This window comes from Klebsiella sp. K5-204 (assembly GCF_030128585.1).
GTDB lineage: Bacteria > Pseudomonadota > Gammaproteobacteria > Enterobacterales > Enterobacteriaceae > Klebsiella > Klebsiella quasipneumoniae.
On the sequence record NZ_JAKUZS010000002.1, the window covers coordinates 427,627 to 442,730 of the forward strand.

The following is a 15,104-nucleotide window of genomic DNA, read 5'->3' on the forward strand; positions in this document are numbered from 1 at the left end:
GGAAAACCATGTCACATCTCGCAGAGCTGGTTGCCAGTGCCAAGGCAGCCATTAACGAGGCATCAGATGTTGCTGCGCTGGACAACGTCCGCGTGGAATACCTGGGTAAGAAAGGGCATCTGACCCTGCAAATGACCACCCTGCGTGAGTTGCCGCCGGAAGAGCGTCCGGCAGCCGGTGCGGTCATCAACGAAGCGAAAGAGCAGGTACAGCAGGCGCTGAACGCGCGCAAAGCCGAACTGGAAGGCGCGGCGCTGAATGCTCGTCTGGCTGCAGAGACCATCGACGTCTCGCTGCCGGGCCGCCGCATTGAGAATGGCGGTCTGCATCCGGTCACCCGCACCATCGACCGTATTGAAAGTTTCTTCGGTGAGCTCGGCTTTACCGTGGCGACGGGCCCGGAAATCGAAGATGATTACCACAACTTCGATGCGCTGAATATCCCGGGCCACCATCCGGCGCGCGCTGACCACGACACTTTCTGGTTCGATGCCACTCGCCTGCTGCGCACCCAGACCTCCGGCGTGCAGATCCGCACCATGGAAAACCAGCAGCCGCCCATCCGTATTATCGCGCCGGGCCGCGTCTATCGTAACGACTACGATCAGACCCACACCCCGATGTTCCACCAGATGGAAGGTCTGATCGTTGATAAAAACATCAGCTTCACCAACCTGAAAGGAACCCTGCACGACTTCCTGAACAACTTCTTTGAAGAAGATCTGCAGGTACGCTTCCGTCCGTCCTACTTCCCGTTCACCGAGCCGTCCGCGGAAGTTGACGTGATGGGTAAAAACGGCAAATGGCTGGAAGTGCTGGGCTGCGGGATGGTGCACCCGAACGTGCTGCGCAACGTGGGTATCGATCCGGAAGTGTACTCCGGCTTCGCCTTCGGCATGGGCATGGAGCGTCTGACCATGCTGCGCTATGGCGTCACCGATCTGCGCGCGTTCTTCGAAAACGATCTGCGTTTCCTCAAACAGTTTAAATAAGGGCAGGACAGAACAATGAAATTCAGTGAACTGTGGTTACGCGAGTGGGTGAACCCGGCGATCGACAGCGAAGCGCTTTCCGATCAGATCACCATGGCGGGCCTCGAAGTGGACGGCGTTGAGCCGGTTGCCGGCAGCTTCAACGACGTCGTTGTCGGTGAAGTAGTGGAGTGCGGTCAGCACCCGAACGCCGACAAACTGCGCGTCACCAAAGTCAACGTCGGCGGCGAACGCCTGCTGGACATCGTCTGCGGCGCGCCAAACTGTCGTCAGGGGCTGAAAGTCGCCGTGGCGACCATCGGCGCCGTGCTGCCGGGCGATTTTAAAATCAAAGCGGCAAAGCTGCGCGGCGAGCCGTCAGAGGGGATGCTGTGCTCCTTCTCCGAGCTGGGCATTTCCGATGATCATAGCGGAATTATCGAGCTGCCGGCGGATGCGCCGATCGGTACCGATATTCGCGAATATCTGAAGCTTGACGATAACACCATCGAAATCAGCGTCACCCCGAACCGCGCCGACTGCCTGGGCATCATCGGCGTCGCGCGCGATGTGGCCGTGCTGAACAAGGCGCCGCTGAACGCGCCGGAAATCACCCCGGTAGCCGCCACCATTGACGATGTGCTGCCGATTCAGGTTGACGCCCCGCAGGCGTGCCCGCGCTATCTGGGCCGCGTGGTGAAAGGCATCAACGTCAAAGCGCCGACGCCGCTGTGGATGAAAGAGAAACTGCGCCGCTGCGGGATCCGCTCCATCGACGCGGTGGTTGACGTGACCAACTATGTGCTGCTTGAGCTGGGCCAGCCGATGCACGCCTTTGACCGCGACCGTATCGAAGGCGGGATCGTGGTGCGCATGGCGAAAGAGGGTGAAACCCTGGTCCTGCTCGATGGCTCCGAAGCGAAGCTCGACAGCGATACCCTGGTCATTGCTGACCACAACAAAGCGCTGGCAATGGGCGGGATCTTCGGCGGGGAACACTCCGGCGTTAACGACGAAACCCAGAACGTACTGCTGGAGTGTGCCTTCTTCAGCCCGCTGTCCATTACCGGCCGCGCGCGCCGTCACGGCCTGCACACCGATGCCTCTCATCGCTATGAGCGCGGCGTCGATCCGGCCCTGCAGTATAAAGCGCTGGAGCGCGCCACGCGTCTGCTGATCGACCTCTGCGGCGGCGAAGCCGGCCCGGTGATCGACGTGACTAACGAAGCGACCCTGCCACAACGCGCCACCATCACTCTGCGTCGTAGCAAACTGGATCGCCTGATTGGCCACCATATCGACGACGCGCAGGTCACTGACATTCTTCAGCGCCTCGGCTGCGAAGTGACGGTGGGCGAGGGCGAATGGCAGGCGGTGGCCCCGAGCTGGCGTTTCGACATGGAGATCGAAGAGGATCTGGTCGAGGAAGTGGCTCGCGTTTATGGCTACAACAACATTCCTGATGAGCCGGTGCAGGCGGGTCTGATCATGGGTACCCACCGTGAAGCCGACCTGTCGCTGAAGCGCGTGAAAACGCTGCTGAATGACAAAGGCTATCAGGAAGTGATCACCTACAGCTTCGTCGACCCGAAAGTCCAGCAGCTGATCCACGCCGGTGAAGAGGCGCTGATCCTGCCAAGCCCGATCTCCAGCGAAATGTCGGCGATGCGCCTGTCGCTGTGGACTGGCCTGCTGGGGACCGTGGTCTACAACCAGAACCGTCAGCAGAGCCGGGTTCGCATCTTTGAGAGCGGTCTGCGCTTTGTGCCGGACACCAATGCGCCGCTGGGCATTCGTCAGGATGTGATGCTGGCCGGGGCGATCTGCGGCAACCGCTACGAAGAGCACTGGACACTGGCGAAAGAGACGGTCGATTTCTATGATCTGAAAGGCGATCTGGAAGCCGTTCTGGATTTAACCGGAAAATTAGCGGATATCGAATTCCGTGCTGAAGCGACCACCGCGCTGCATCCGGGGCAATCCGCAGCGATTTATCTTAAAGGTGAACGCATTGGTTTCATTGGGGTTGTTCATCCTGAGCTGGAACGTAAACTGGATCTGAACGGTCGCACTCTGGTGTTTGAACTGGAGTGGAACAAGCTCGCAGACCGCGTGGTGCCTCAGGCGCGCGACATTTCCCGCTTCCCGGCGAACCGTCGCGACATCGCGGTGCTGGTCGCGGAAAACGTGGCTGCCGCCGATGTTTTAGCCGAATGTAAGAAAGTTGGCGTAAATCAGGTAGTTGGCGTAAACTTATTTGACGTGTACCGTGGTAAAGGTGTGGCGGAAGGGTATAAGAGCCTTGCGATTAGCCTGATCCTGCAGGATACCAGCCGTACACTCGAAGAAGAGGAGATTGCCGCTACCGTTGCCAGATGTGTAGAGGCATTAAAAGAGCGATTCCAGGCATCATTGAGGGATTGAACCTATGGCGCTTACAAAAGCTGAAATGTCAGAATATCTGTTTGATAAGCTTGGGCTTAGCAAGCGGGATGCCAAAGAACTGGTCGAGTTGTTTTTCGAAGAGATCCGTCGTGCTCTGGAAAACGGAGAACAGGTCAAACTCTCCGGGTTCGGCAACTTCGATTTGCGGGATAAAAACCAACGCCCGGGACGTAACCCGAAGACGGGGGAGGATATTCCCATTACAGCCCGGCGCGTGGTGACCTTCAGACCCGGTCAGAAGCTGAAAAGCCGTGTCGAAAACGCGTCGCCTAAAGACAAATAATCTGAACTAATTAAAAAGGCCGCATTGCGGCCTTTTTCTTTTCTGTCGAATCTTACGCTTTAACGGCGGTGAGCATGATCTCCACCAGGATTTCTGGTCGCGCCATCTCCGCCTGCACGGCCGCGCGCGCCGGGCTATGGCCTTCCGGCATCCACTCCACCCACGCCTCATTGAACGCGGCAAAGTCACGCTCGATATTTTTCAGCCAGATCTGCGCGGAGAGAATGTGCCGCTTATCGCTCCCGGCCGCCGCCAGCAGGGCGTCGATTTTCTCCAGCACTTCGCGGGTCTGCAAGGCGATGTCCTCCTCGTTGCTTTTCGGCGTCTGTCCGGAGAGGAACAGCAGATTGCCATACGCAACGCTGGCGGAAAGACGAGGTTGAGGATGATTGCGAATGATTGTCATGCGGTTTGTTTCCATGTTAGACCTTCTAAAGAAATGTCTGGCATCTGATTGTCGATTAACGCGCCCAGCACCACCGCGCTGCCGGCGGCGAGGGTAAAACCGAGGCTGCCCTGGCCGAGATTCATCCACAGGTTGGGGTAGCCGGCGCGTCCAAGTAGCGGTGGCCCGGCTGGCGTTGAGGGGCGCATGCCGGTCCAGGCTTCGGCCTGGTCCAACCCCTCGAGTTCGGGAAAACTGCGGGAGACGATTTTTTTCAGCGCCTGAATGCGGCTCTCGCGCAGTGTGTCGCCGTCGTAGCCGATGTCCACCATCGCCGCGATGCGCAGCTGCTGGCCCAGGCGGGCATAAACGATTTTGTGCCCGTAATCGGTGACGCTGATGTCCGGCGCAATGCCCGCCTGCTGCGGATAGGGAAGGGTCAGGCTGTACCCCTTCAGGGCGCAGAGCGGCACGCGAACGCCCATGTGCCCCAGCAGCGGACCGCTGCCGTTGCCGGCGGCGACGACGTACTCATCGCCGGTGATGGTCCCGCGGCTGGTCTCCAGGGCGCTGACGCGTCCGCCGCGCCTGGCGAGCCGCTGCACCTCACAGTGGGTCAGCAGGCTGAAGCGGCTGCTGGCGGTGAGCTTGTCGATCAGCGCAAGGCAAAATTGATGGCAATCCGCCGTTTCATCCCCCGGCGAATAAATTCCGCCCTGCAGCGAAGGGCTGATATGTTTTAGCGCCGGTTCCAGCTGCAGGCAGGCTTCAGCATTCAGCGCCTGCTGATACTGAGGATCTATCCCTTTTGCCGCTTTAGTAAAATCATATTCCCGGCGATGGATAATTAATTTTCCGCTGCGCCGCCAGTGAAAATCGGCAAGATTATCCTCTTCCCGCCACGACTGCATGACCTGCCGGCTGAGCAGCGACAGACGCAATATATGAGCGCCGTTTATTTTATTGGTCTGGCTATTACAGGCGCGCAGGAACTGCAGCAGCCAGCGCCACTGCTGTAAAGAGATATTGAGACGCATATTGAGCGGCGAATCGGCTTTGCCCATCCATTTTATCCCCTGCAGGGGAACGCCGCTGTCGGCAAGGGGGGCGACGTAGCGGTAACTTAATTGTCCGCCGTTGGCAAAACTGGTGGCGCTGGCCGGTTCGCCGTTGCGCTCCAGTAATTGCACCTGATGGCCGCGCTTAATCAGTTCCCAGGCCGTGGCCAGACCGACCACGCCGCCGCCGATAATGACAATGAGTTTGTTCATAACCCGATATATCCACCGCTGTTTAATTTATCGGGTTATGTCAAAGCATTTACCCTGGCGGCGCAATTGACTTTTTATGGTCAGGGTATAACCGCAGGTTAATCTCCTTGAGCTGCTGGCGCAGGCGCTGGCAGAGAAAATCGACGAATTTTTGCGCCATCGGGCTCAGGGAAACGTCGGCCCGACGCAGCAGGCAGAGGTTAATGGCCATCGGCGGCGTAATGGGATGGATCATCTCGGGAGCCAGGTTGTGCTGGGCAGAAAAGATATCGGTAATGCTGCAGCCCATGCCGCGCTTCACGAACTCGGTGGCCATGTAGTAGGTCTGGACATTCAGCCGGGTAGTGGAAAAGTCGCGACGGGTGGCGATGGCGGCGGAGAGCGAGTGCGGCCCCGGCGAGATCCAGCGCTGCTGGTCGATCTGGCTGATATCCACCACTCCCTGACGATAATGACGGTCGATATAGACCAGCGGCACTTCGGCAATGAGGGTGGTAAGGATCTCTCCCTGCTGCACCGGCTGCAGCGTCAGCGCTAAGTCTATCTCGCGTAAATCCAGTTTTCTGACCAGCGTCTCGGTGTGCTCGGTGGTGAGCGTCATCACCAGGTTGCTGTTTTGCTGATAAAAATCGGTCACCAGCTCCGGCACCAGGCTTAACCCCAGGCTCGGCAGACAGCCTAAGGTGATTTTGGCGCGCGGATCGCGGGCCAGGTTATCGGCCAGCAGGCGCAGGTTATCAAGGTCCTGATAAATAGTCTGCGCTTTTTCGAAAAGTGTGATCGCCTCGCTGGTCGGCAGCAGCTTGCCGCGCACCCGCTGAAACAGGGTAAAGCCCAGCTTCAGTTCGGCGCTTTTTAGCGCTTTGCTGGCCGCTGGCTGGGAGATATTGAGCGATTCCGCCGCCCGTGACAGAGAGCCGCAGGTCATGACGGCATAGAAGATTTCCAGATGACGCAGTTTCATGAACAGTTAACTCAGGGTTATAGCCTACCGATAAAAAGTCATTTTCTACTAACACTAAGTTAACATAAATTTAATCACCAATCAGCGCATTGGTTACATATTGTGCTGCTGGCCCCGCCTGATGGCGGAATAAAACGCTCTCAGAATCGTTTCCTTTGTACCCCACCAGACCCTCAGGCTGCGGCCAATAATGAAAAAGAGGGAGGATATTTTCTGAGCAGGCCCCCATACACCACCTGACCATCATGGTCGGATTGATTGGCATTAAGGAGTGTTATGAGTGAATCAACGCTCGCAGGCAATACGCTTGTCAGACGAAATATCACGCGAAAAAACGTTATTACCGGTCTGTTATTGCTGCTGTTCGTGTTGATTGCGCTGTGGTGCCACGGTCGACCGGGCAGCGAGCTTGGCCTGCTGGGATTTACGCCGCTGGTGGCGTTAGCGATATTATCGCTGATCGGCGTCGATATTGTGCTGGCGGTCATCTCCTCGATTATTATCGCCATGATCATGACCTCGACCGGTCTGCCGGAAATGGGCGCGATGCTGGCGAAGTCCACCGGGTCATTTATTGCCACCGTCGGGCTTATCATTATGCTCGGCGCCGGCGTGGGGGAAGTGGCCACCCGCACCGGCGCGGCGGTTGAACTGGTGAAATTCGTGGTCCACCGTATTGGGCTGTCGAGCCAGACGCGGGTCAAGTTCGGCATTGTGGTGTCATCGATTTTAATTTGCGGTTCGCTGGGCACCATGGCCGGCGGCAATGCGATTATTGTCGCAGTGATTATCCCCGTAGCGGCGGCGGTACGCTTAACGCCGCCGACGGTAGCCGCGCTGATGATGACCGCCGGTTCCGTTGGACTCTTTACCGGGCCCTTCACCCCCAGCACCGTGACGATCCTCAGCCTCGGCGGTCTGAGCTATCCGGATTATCTGCTGTATGTCGGCCTGCCGATGAGCGCCGTCACCCTGTTAGCCGGCTGGATCATGGCCGGACGGATCCAGAAGATGACCGAAGGCAAACTGCGCTATGAGGTCGATCTCTCGGAAAAGCCGCAAGAGGACCTTAGCGCCGCGCAGCAGCGCCGGCGTAAATTAAGCGCGCTGGCTTTCGCCGCGACCATCATCGTGATGGCGGTGGTTGGGGTGGTGATTAAAGCCGGCTTCAGCTTTGCGATTATCGTCATGCTGCTGGTGGCGCTGATGACCGGGCTGGTGGGCGGCCTGCGGCCGACGCAGATCCTGCAGGCGCTGTATCACGGCTGCGGTCGTCTGGTGTGGATGTTTATTCTCTACTGGCTGTATAACCCGATCCTTGAGCTGATGGATGGCCTGCACGCCTATCAGGGGCTGCTGGAGTATACCCAGCCGCTGCTGGAGGGGATCTCCCCGGCCTGGCTGTGCTTTAGCATCTTCGCGTTCAATATAATCGGCCATGTGCCCGGCGCGGCGGTAGCCCAGATGACCTTTACGCATAAAATCTTTGGCCCAATGCTGATGGCCGCCGGCGTGCCGCCGCAGGGGACCACCGCGGTGCTGCTGGCCTCGTCTCAGGTGGACTGGTTCGGGCCGTTTCCCTCATCGGACATGTTCGGCCAGATGGGGCTGGCGCAGTCTACACATCTGAAGTATATGCTCTATAACGGCTGGGCAATCGTGGTGGCGAACATCATTCTCTTCGCGCTGCTGTTTCAGATTCTGGTGTAAAGCGGGATGGTCGACGGGGGGGAGCGTCCTCCGCGTCGACCTTTGGTCGTGAGGTTTTCCTTTTCTCACCGCGACACCCACCGTAAAATCAGCCTCTTGTTCCCACTGCGTAATGGAATCTATGCTGACTCTCGCCCATCTTCAACAGCGCCGCAGCCGGCGTTGGCTCCTTGGTTTAACGCTGTTGCTGCTGGTCACCCTGCTGATCAGCCTGTGCGCGGGGGATCAATGGATCCCGCCCGGCGAGTGGCTCAGCGCCAAAGGTCAGCTGTTTATCTGGCAGATCCGCCTGCCGCGGACCCTGGCGGTGCTGCTGGTGGGGGCGGCGCTGGCGCTCTCCGGGGCGATAATGCAGGCGCTGTTTGAAAATCCGCTGGCGGAACCGGGTCTGCTGGGCGTCTCCAACGGCGCGGGCGTCGGGCTGATTGCCGCCGTCCTGCTGGGTAAAGGCCTGTTACCGGGCTGGGCGCTCGGGCTGTGCGCGATCCTGGGCGCGCTGCTGATCACCTTTATTCTGCTGCGTTTTGCCCGCCGCCATCTTTCCACCAGCCGCCTGCTGCTGGCGGGGGTGGCGCTGGGGATCATCTGCAGCGCCCTGATGACCTGGGCGGTCTACTTCTCCACCTCTTTTGATCTGCGTCAGCTGATGTACTGGATGATGGGCGGGTTTGGCGGCGTCGACTGGCAGCAGCTGTGGCTGATGATAGCCCTCCTGCCAGCGCTCTGCTGGGTCTGTCTGCAGTCGCAACCCCTGAATTTACTGGCGCTGGGCGAAGTCTCCGCCCGTCAGCTCGGGCTGCCGCTGTGGCTGTGGCGTAAGCTGCTGGTGGTGGCGACCGGCTGGATGGTCGGCGTGAGCGTGGCGCTGGCGGGGGCGATTGGCTTTATCGGCCTGGTAATTCCGCACATTCTGCGGCTATGCGGCTTGAGCGATCACCGGGTCTTGCTCCCGGCCTGCATGCTGGCAGGGGCAAGCGCCTTGCTGGGGGCGGATATTATCGCCCGGCTGGCGCTTTCCGCCGCTGAGCTGCCGATTGGCGTGGTGACGGCGACGCTGGGCGCGCCGGTCTTTATCTGGTTGCTGCTGCGCTCGCGGTGACGGGGATAGCGCGACGCCGTCTGCAGGGACGGCGCCGGCTCGGGCTTACCAGCCTTTGATCGCGTCGCCTTTGTAGACTTCCTTCGCTTTTTCCGCGACTTCACTGGTCTGGAAGGCGGCTTTCAGTTCCTGAATTTTCTTGCTGTCCTTGTTATCCTCGCGGGCGACAATCGCATTCACGTAAGGGGAATCTGGTCCCTCCATGAACAGGCCGTCGCGGGCGGCCGACAGGCCCGCCTGGGCGGAGAAGTTGGTGTTAATGATTGACAGGCTGACGTTCGGGTCATCCAGGGTGCGGGTCAGCTGCGGGGTATCCACCTCCACAATTTTCAGCTGTTTCGGGTTGTCGATGATATCCAGCGTGGTGGGTAAATAGCCGACGCCCGGTTTCAGCTTGAGCAGCCCCTGCGCCTGAAGCAGCAGCAGGCTGCGGCCCAGGGTAGTGGTTTCATTAGAGATGGTCACCGTCGCTCCCTCGGGGAGCTCGCTGATATTTTTGATACGATGTGAATAGGCGGCGATAGGGAAGACAAAGGTTTTACCGACCACTGTGAATTTATAGCCGCGCTCTTTCGACTGCGCCTCAAGGTACGGCAGGGTCTGGAAGGCGTTGGCATCCACATCTTTGTTGTTCAGCGCTTCGTTAGGCAGCACATAATCATTGAAGGAGACCACTTCGACGTCGAGGTGATATTTATCCTTCGCCACTTGCTCCACCACTTTCCAGATGGCTTCGTCCGGCCCGGTATTGATAGCGACTTTCACTTTATTATCTTCATCCGGAGAGCAGGCGCTCAGCAGGGCGACAGAGGCGGCGATTAACGCCAGGCTAAACAACTTCTTCATCAACAAAACTCTCTTAAATTAACAAGTAACGAAACCATATTACATTCATGGAACACTGTACACGTAAATAGGTGCATGCCCAATTGAGAGGATTTCATGTTGCCGACGGGCAGCGAAGCGCTGTTACATCATGCGACAACTCGCGGGGATTGGCAGTAGAATGGCGGGCGCTGAATCCGCTACAGTAGATAGGGATCACCTTCACCGGAAACCGGTTTATCCATTGAGGACAGGCTATGCAACATGACATTCTGAATACCGAAGTGACGACCATTGATGGCGAGAAGACCACCCTGGCATCCTTTGCCGGCAAGGTACTGCTGATCGTCAATGTGGCCTCCAAATGCGGCCTGACGCCGCAGTATGAGCAACTGGAGGACCTGCAAAAGCAGTTTGCCGGCGAGGGCTTCAGCGTGCTGGGCTTCCCCTGCAACCAGTTCCTCGGCCAGGAGCCGGGGAGTGAAGAAGAGATTAAGACCTTCTGCAGCACCACCTACGGCGTCACCTTCCCGCTGTTCAGCAAGATTGACGTCAACGGCGAGCATCGCGCACCGCTCTATCAAAAGCTGGTTGCCGCCGCGCCGAAGGCGGTGGCCCCGGAAGGTAGCGGTTTTTATGAGCGGATGGCCAGCAAGGGCCGCGCGCCGCTGTACGTGGACGACATTCTGTGGAATTTCGAAAAATTTCTCGTCGATCGCCAGGGCAACGTCATTCAGCGCTTCTCTCCGGATATGACGCCGGACGATCCGCAGCTGGTGGCGGCGATTAAAGGAGCGCTGGCGAAATAATGTCGTTTCTGATGCAGCTACAGGATGTAGAAGCGGCGGGGCGTCTGGCCCCGTTTTCTGCGGCCTTTCGCGCCGGGGAGATCGTTCACCTGGTGGGGCCGAACGGCGCAGGGAAGAGCACGCTGCTGGCCCGCATGGCGGGGCTGTCCGACGGCCCCGGCACGATTCATTTTAACGGACGGTTGCTTGACGAGTGGCCGGCGACGGAGCTGGCGCGCCGCCGCGGATATCTGTGCCAGCAGCAGACCCCGCCGTTCGCCATGCCGGTGTGGCACTATCTGGCGCTGCACAGGCAGCAGCAGGGCGACAGCGCCCGGGTGAACGATATCGCGGCCAGGCTTGGCCTTGACAATAAGCTGGGCCGTCAGGTCAATCAGCTGTCGGGCGGCGAGTGGCAGCGCGTGCGGCTGGCGGCAGTGATCCTGCAGATCGATCCCTTAAGCAATCCCGCGGGTCAGCTGCTGCTGCTGGATGAGCCGATGAACAGTCTGGATGTGGCCCAGCAGGCGGCGCTGGATCGGCTGTTACGCGAGCTGAGCGCGGCGGGAATCGCGGTGGTGATGAGCAGTCACGATCTCAACCACACTTTGCGCCATGCCGGACAGAGCTGGCTGCTCTGCCAGGGGGAAGCCATCGCCTGCGGGGAGACCGCCGAGGTGCTGAACGAGGAAAATTTAACCGCTGCCTATGCGATCCCGTTCCAGCGCGTGGAGGTGGCCGGTCATATTATGCTCATCGCGTCACAGTAGCACGCAGTTATCTTGTCACTATATTGATAAACAAGCTAAATTATTGCGATAAAGAGACTAGGGACAGAGGGATCATCTGAAATGCGCTTCTGGTTCATGTTGGCGGCGGCGTTAATTTTAGCCGGCTGCAGCAGCCATCGGGCACCGCCGCCGAATCCTCGGCTGGCTGACTCCATTACGGTGGTGGCGAATCTGAACGAGCAGCTGCGCAGCTGGCGCGGCGCACCGTATCGCTACGGCGGCATGACGCCGCGCGGCGTCGACTGCTCCGGCTTTGTGGTGCGCACGTTTCGCGATAAATTTGCCCTCCAGCTGCCGCGCGAAACCCGCGAGCAGGCGGAAATCGGCACCCGTATTGATAAGCGCGATCTGCTGCCCGGCGATCTGGTGTTCTTCAAAACCGGCTCAGGCGAAAGCGGCCTGCACGTCGGCATCTACGATACCGATAACCAGTTTATTCATGCCTCCACCAGTCAGGGCGTCACCCGTTCCTCGCTGGATAACGTCTACTGGAACAAAAAATTCTGGCAGGCGCGGCGTATCTGACGTCATTCAGCGGCCGGAGGGAAGCGAGCGCTTCCCTTTTTTATGCCGATAACCCTGCACTCCGCCCGTGTTAATCCGCTGTTCCAGGCACTACACTGGAGAGAGGAGGAACCATGACCCTTTCTTTTACCACCCACTGGCGGGATGAACTGCCGGACTTTTACACTTCCCTGTCACCGACGCCGCTCGATAACGCCCGACTCATCTGGCGCAACGCTCCGCTGGCGCAACAGCTGGGCGTCCCTGACGCGTTGTTTGCGCCGGAAAGCGGGGCCGGCGTCTGGGGCGGCGAAGCGCTGCTCCCGGGCATGTCACCGCTGGCGCAGGTTTACAGTGGCCATCAGTTTGGCGCCTGGGCCGGCCAGCTGGGCGACGGACGCGGGATCCTGCTCGGTGAGCAGCAGCTGGCGGATGGCCGCCGTTACGACTGGCATCTGAAAGGCGCCGGCCTGACCCCCTATTCACGGATGGGGGACGGCCGCGCCGTGCTGCGCTCGACGATCCGGGAAAGCCTGGCGTCGGAGGCGATGCACGCCCTGGGGATCACGACGACGCGCGCCCTGGCGATGGTCACCAGCGATACCCCGGTCTACCGCGAGCGCGTGGAGCCTGGCGCGATGCTGATGCGGGTGGCCGAGAGCCATGTCCGCTTTGGTCATTTCGAACATTTTTACTATCGTCGCGAGCCGCAGAAGGTTCAGCAGCTGGCCGATTATGTCATTCGTCACCACTGGCCGCAGCTGCAGGATGAAGCGGACAAGTACCTGTTATGGTTCCGTGACGTTGTCACGCGTACCGCGCAGACCATCGCCAGCTGGCAAACCGTGGGCTTTGCCCATGGGGTGATGAATACCGACAACATGTCGATTCTCGGTTTGACCATCGACTACGGGCCGTATGGCTTCCTTGACGATTTTCAGCCGGACTTTATCTGCAACCACTCCGATTACCAGGGGCGCTACAGTTTTGAAAACCAGCCGGCGGTGGGGCTGTGGAATCTGCAGCGTCTGGCCCAGTCGCTGTCGCCGTTTATCAGCGCCGAAGCGCTGAACGCGGCGCTGGATGAGTATCAGCACGCCTTGCTGACCGCCTATGGCCAGCGGATGCGCGACAAACTTGGCCTGTTCACTCAGCAGAAAGGGGATAACGATCTGCTCGACGGTCTGTTTGCCCTGATGATCCGCGAGAGAAGCGACTATACCCGAACGTTCCGCCTGCTGAGCCACAGCGAACAGCTCAGCGCGGCCACGCCGCTGCGCGACGAGTTTATCGACCGTGCGGCATTCGACAGCTGGTTCGCCGGCTATCGCGCGCGGCTTCGTGGTGAACAGGTGGAGGATGCCCAGCGCCAGCAGCGGATGCAGGGCGTCAACCCGGCGCTGGTGTTACGTAACTGGCTGGCGCAGCGGGCGATCGAGCAGGCTGAGGCTGGCGATATGGGGGAGCTGGAGCGTCTGCATGCCGCGCTGGCCGATCCCTTCACCGATCGCGAGGACGACTACGTCCGCCGGCCGCCGGACTGGGGGAAACGTCTGGAAGTCAGCTGCTCGAGCTAACTCGCCTCGCCCCGCTTGCTGCGGGGCAATTATTTGGTCAGGATCAACTTCCCGGCGTGGGTCTGGCGCAGCAGATAGCGCTGGCCGCCATGCTCAATGACTACCCGTCCTTCGCTGCCTAACAGAACCCGACTGCTGATCTGTCTGTCCGTCGCCATGGGATAGGGGGCATTGTCTTTTGGTTTTTCAGCTGTGGCAGTGTTATCCATACGCGTCATAGCTCTCAAAATAAAAATCAAAGCAACAATGATAATCATTATCAATAATGTTGTTTTTGACGGCAAGCGTTATTTATCGTGTTACCGAATTTGGTAGGGGAATGGCAGAAGGGGATCGCCCACCGCAGGCGCGGCGGGCGGAGCGGTCACAGACGGGTGGCCGTGGCGGCCGCCAGTTCGCTCAATAAACGTTCGCTGTCTTCCCAGCTCAGGCAGGGATCGGTGATCGACTGGCCCCAGGCCAGCGGCTGGCCGGGAACCACTTTCTGGGTCCCTTCCTGCAGGAAGCTCTCCGCCATAATGCCGGCGATGGCGGTAGAGCCCGCGCGAATTTGCTGACAGATATCGGCGCACACCTCCAGCTGACGGCGATGCTGCTTCTGGCAGTTGCCATGGCTGAAGTCGACCACCAGCTGCTCCGGCAGATTGAATTCACGCAGCGCCTCGCCGGCGGCGGCGATATCCTCGGCGTGATAGTTCGGCCGTTTGCCGCCGCGCATAATGATATGCCCGTACGGGTTGCCGCTGGTCTGGTAAATCGTCATCTGCCCCTGCTTGTCCGGAGAGAGGAACATATGGCTGGCGCGGGAGGCGCGGATGGCGTCTACGGCGATGCGCGTATTGCCGTCGGTACCGTTTTTAAACCCGACCGGGCAGGAGAGCGCCGAGGCCATTTCACGGTGGATCTGACTTTCCGTGGTGCGCGCCCCGATGGCTCCCCAGCTGATGAGATCGGCGATAAACTGACCGGTCACCATATCGAGAAACTCGGTGGCCGTCGGCACCCCCAGCTCATTAACCTGCAGCAGCAGGCGCCGTGCCAGTTCAATACCGTGGTTGACCCGATAGCTGCCGTTGAGGTCCGGGTCGGAGATTAAGCCTTTCCAGCCCACCACGGTACGGGGTTTTTCAAAGTAGGTGCGCATCACGATCTCCAGCTGCGGCTGGTAGCGCTCGCGCATGGTCTGCAGGCGGCGGGCATACTCCATCGCCGCGTCGGTGTCGTGAATGGAGCAGGGGCCGATAATCACCAGCAGGCGGCGGTCTTCGCCGTTGAGGATTTTTTCAATGCGGCGACGGGAGGCCGAGACGTGGGCGGCCACGTCGGCGGTGACGGGATGGCGCTGGGCCAGCTCCGCGGGCGTTACCAGGCTTTCAATGCGCGCGGTACGCAATTCGTCTGTTTTATTCATTGGGGTCTCAAAAATCTGTTTCTTCGCCAGCGAAAATGCCGGGAAGTGATGCGCATCACGATAAACCAATCCCTGCTTAT

The 15,104-nt window shown here is 59.3% G+C and carries 15 protein-coding genes; 9 read left to right on the forward strand and 6 right to left on the reverse strand.

The window, feature by feature from the left end:
• The first annotated feature begins 8 nt into the window (after positions 1–8).
• Genes pheS through ihfA form a run of 3 tightly spaced genes read left to right on the forward strand, consistent with a single transcriptional unit; the run spans position 9 to position 3,699 of the window.
• Positions 9–992 carry a phenylalanine--tRNA ligase subunit alpha gene (gene pheS / locus MKR05_RS07520; RefSeq protein WP_002909105.1) on the forward strand — a complete coding sequence of 328 codons (984 nt, stop codon included), beginning with the start codon at positions 9–11 and terminating at the stop codon, positions 990–992.
• 15 nt (positions 993–1,007) lie between these two features.
• A complete protein-coding gene (pheT, locus tag MKR05_RS07525) occupies positions 1,008–3,395 on the forward strand; it encodes a phenylalanine--tRNA ligase subunit beta (protein WP_112201451.1) in 2,388 nt (795 codons plus the stop codon).
• Between the two features lie 4 nt (positions 3,396–3,399).
• A complete protein-coding gene (ihfA, locus tag MKR05_RS07530; RefSeq protein ID WP_002909098.1) occupies positions 3,400–3,699 on the forward strand; it encodes an integration host factor subunit alpha in 300 nt (99 codons plus the stop codon).
• A 52-nt stretch (positions 3,700–3,751) separates the two neighbouring features.
• On the opposite strand, the gene MKR05_RS07535 is transcribed toward ihfA, so the two are convergent.
• Genes MKR05_RS07535 through MKR05_RS07545 form a run of 3 tightly spaced genes read right to left on the reverse strand, consistent with a single transcriptional unit; the run spans position 3,752 to position 6,319 of the window.
• Positions 3,752–4,105 (reverse strand): RidA family protein, encoded by a 354-nt coding sequence (locus tag MKR05_RS07535; RefSeq protein WP_072419980.1) that lies wholly within the window; start codon positions 4,103–4,105, stop codon positions 3,752–3,754.
• A complete protein-coding gene (locus MKR05_RS07540; protein WP_131095993.1) occupies positions 4,102–5,355 on the reverse strand; it encodes a D-amino acid dehydrogenase in 1,254 nt (417 codons plus the stop codon). The genes MKR05_RS07535 and MKR05_RS07540 overlap by 4 nt, the downstream gene beginning before the upstream one ends.
• A 49-nt stretch (positions 5,356–5,404) precedes the next feature.
• Positions 5,405–6,319, reverse strand: coding sequence for a LysR family transcriptional regulator (locus MKR05_RS07545; RefSeq protein WP_131095992.1), 915 nt, complete (start codon positions 6,317–6,319; stop codon positions 5,405–5,407).
• A gap of 276 nt (positions 6,320–6,595) precedes the next feature.
• Here MKR05_RS07545 and MKR05_RS07550 point away from each other — a divergent pair, with 276 nt between their 5' ends.
• Positions 6,596–8,029: a gluconate:proton symporter gene (locus tag MKR05_RS07550; protein WP_131095991.1), complete on the forward strand. Its 1,434-nt coding sequence runs from the start codon at positions 6,596–6,598 to the stop codon at positions 8,027–8,029.
• A gap of 121 nt (positions 8,030–8,150) precedes the next feature.
• Positions 8,151–9,128, forward strand: a complete 978-nt coding sequence (gene btuC / locus MKR05_RS07555; protein ID WP_023290108.1) for a vitamin B12 ABC transporter permease BtuC — start codon at positions 8,151–8,153, stop codon at positions 9,126–9,128.
• A gap of 45 nt (positions 9,129–9,173) precedes the next feature.
• Here btuC and MKR05_RS07560 read toward each other — a convergent pair whose 3' ends face one another.
• A complete protein-coding gene (locus MKR05_RS07560; protein ID WP_023290107.1) occupies positions 9,174–9,974 on the reverse strand; it encodes a MetQ/NlpA family ABC transporter substrate-binding protein in 801 nt (266 codons plus the stop codon).
• 236 nt (positions 9,975–10,210) lie between these two features.
• Here MKR05_RS07560 and MKR05_RS07565 point away from each other — a divergent pair, with 236 nt between their 5' ends.
• The 4 genes from MKR05_RS07565 to selO all read left to right on the forward strand — a co-directional run bounded on the left by MKR05_RS07565 (position 10,211) and on the right by selO (position 13,613).
• Positions 10,211–10,762 carry a glutathione peroxidase gene (locus MKR05_RS07565; RefSeq protein ID WP_004203124.1) on the forward strand — a complete coding sequence of 184 codons (552 nt, stop codon included), beginning with the start codon at positions 10,211–10,213 and terminating at the stop codon, positions 10,760–10,762.
• Positions 10,762–11,511 carry a vitamin B12 ABC transporter ATP-binding protein BtuD gene (btuD, locus tag MKR05_RS07570; RefSeq protein ID WP_032453263.1) on the forward strand — a complete coding sequence of 250 codons (750 nt, stop codon included), beginning with the start codon at positions 10,762–10,764 and terminating at the stop codon, positions 11,509–11,511. The genes MKR05_RS07565 and btuD overlap by 1 nt, the downstream gene beginning before the upstream one ends.
• Before the next feature lie 81 nt (positions 11,512–11,592).
• Complete coding sequence (locus MKR05_RS07575) at positions 11,593–12,057, forward strand: NlpC/P60 family protein (protein WP_002909082.1); 465 nt, start codon at positions 11,593–11,595, stop codon at positions 12,055–12,057.
• 113 nt (positions 12,058–12,170) lie between these two features.
• On the forward strand, positions 12,171–13,613 hold the full coding sequence (gene selO, locus MKR05_RS07580) for a protein adenylyltransferase SelO (protein WP_131095989.1): 1,443 nt from the start codon (positions 12,171–12,173) through the stop codon (positions 13,611–13,613).
• A 29-nt stretch (positions 13,614–13,642) separates the two neighbouring features.
• Here selO and hemP read toward each other — a convergent pair whose 3' ends face one another.
• Both hemP and aroH read right to left on the reverse strand, forming a co-directional pair.
• The gene (gene hemP / locus MKR05_RS07585) at positions 13,643–13,822 is read right to left on the reverse strand and encodes a hemin uptake protein HemP (protein WP_086076121.1); all 180 of its coding nucleotides are present in this window, start codon (positions 13,820–13,822) and stop codon (positions 13,643–13,645) included.
• 155 nt (positions 13,823–13,977) lie between these two features.
• Positions 13,978–15,024, reverse strand: coding sequence for a 3-deoxy-7-phosphoheptulonate synthase AroH (aroH, locus tag MKR05_RS07590; protein WP_032453261.1), 1,047 nt, complete (start codon positions 15,022–15,024; stop codon positions 13,978–13,980).
• Positions 15,025–15,104 lie beyond the last annotated feature (80 nt).

What these genes read in the sequence shown, in the direction of transcription:
- pheT (WP_112201451.1), top strand. Translation starts at nt 1,008, where the DNA reads ATGAAATTCAGTGAACTGTGGTTACGCGAGTGGGTGAACCCGGCGATC.
- btuD (WP_032453263.1), top strand. Translation starts at nt 10,762, where the DNA reads ATGTCGTTTCTGATGCAGCTACAGGATGTAGAAGCGGCGGGGCGTCTG.
- MKR05_RS07565 (WP_004203124.1), top strand. Translation starts at nt 10,211, where the DNA reads ATGCAACATGACATTCTGAATACCGAAGTGACGACCATTGATGGCGAG.
- selO (WP_131095989.1), top strand. Translation starts at nt 12,171, where the DNA reads ATGACCCTTTCTTTTACCACCCACTGGCGGGATGAACTGCCGGACTTT.
- btuC (WP_023290108.1), top strand. Translation starts at nt 8,151, where the DNA reads ATGCTGACTCTCGCCCATCTTCAACAGCGCCGCAGCCGGCGTTGGCTC.
- ihfA (WP_002909098.1), top strand. Translation starts at nt 3,400, where the DNA reads ATGGCGCTTACAAAAGCTGAAATGTCAGAATATCTGTTTGATAAGCTT.
- aroH (WP_032453261.1), bottom strand. Translation starts at nt 15,024, where the DNA reads ATGAATAAAACAGACGAATTGCGTACCGCGCGCATTGAAAGCCTGGTA.
- hemP (WP_086076121.1), bottom strand. Translation starts at nt 13,822, where the DNA reads ATGGATAACACTGCCACAGCTGAAAAACCAAAAGACAATGCCCCCTAT.
- MKR05_RS07540 (WP_131095993.1), bottom strand. Translation starts at nt 5,355, where the DNA reads ATGAACAAACTCATTGTCATTATCGGCGGCGGCGTGGTCGGTCTGGCC.
- MKR05_RS07550 (WP_131095991.1), top strand. Translation starts at nt 6,596, where the DNA reads ATGAGTGAATCAACGCTCGCAGGCAATACGCTTGTCAGACGAAATATC.
- MKR05_RS07575 (WP_002909082.1), top strand. Translation starts at nt 11,593, where the DNA reads ATGCGCTTCTGGTTCATGTTGGCGGCGGCGTTAATTTTAGCCGGCTGC.
- MKR05_RS07560 (WP_023290107.1), bottom strand. Translation starts at nt 9,974, where the DNA reads ATGAAGAAGTTGTTTAGCCTGGCGTTAATCGCCGCCTCTGTCGCCCTG.
- pheS (WP_002909105.1), top strand. Translation starts at nt 9, where the DNA reads ATGTCACATCTCGCAGAGCTGGTTGCCAGTGCCAAGGCAGCCATTAAC.
- MKR05_RS07535 (WP_072419980.1), bottom strand. Translation starts at nt 4,105, where the DNA reads ATGACAATCATTCGCAATCATCCTCAACCTCGTCTTTCCGCCAGCGTT.
- MKR05_RS07545 (WP_131095992.1), bottom strand. Translation starts at nt 6,319, where the DNA reads ATGAAACTGCGTCATCTGGAAATCTTCTATGCCGTCATGACCTGCGGC.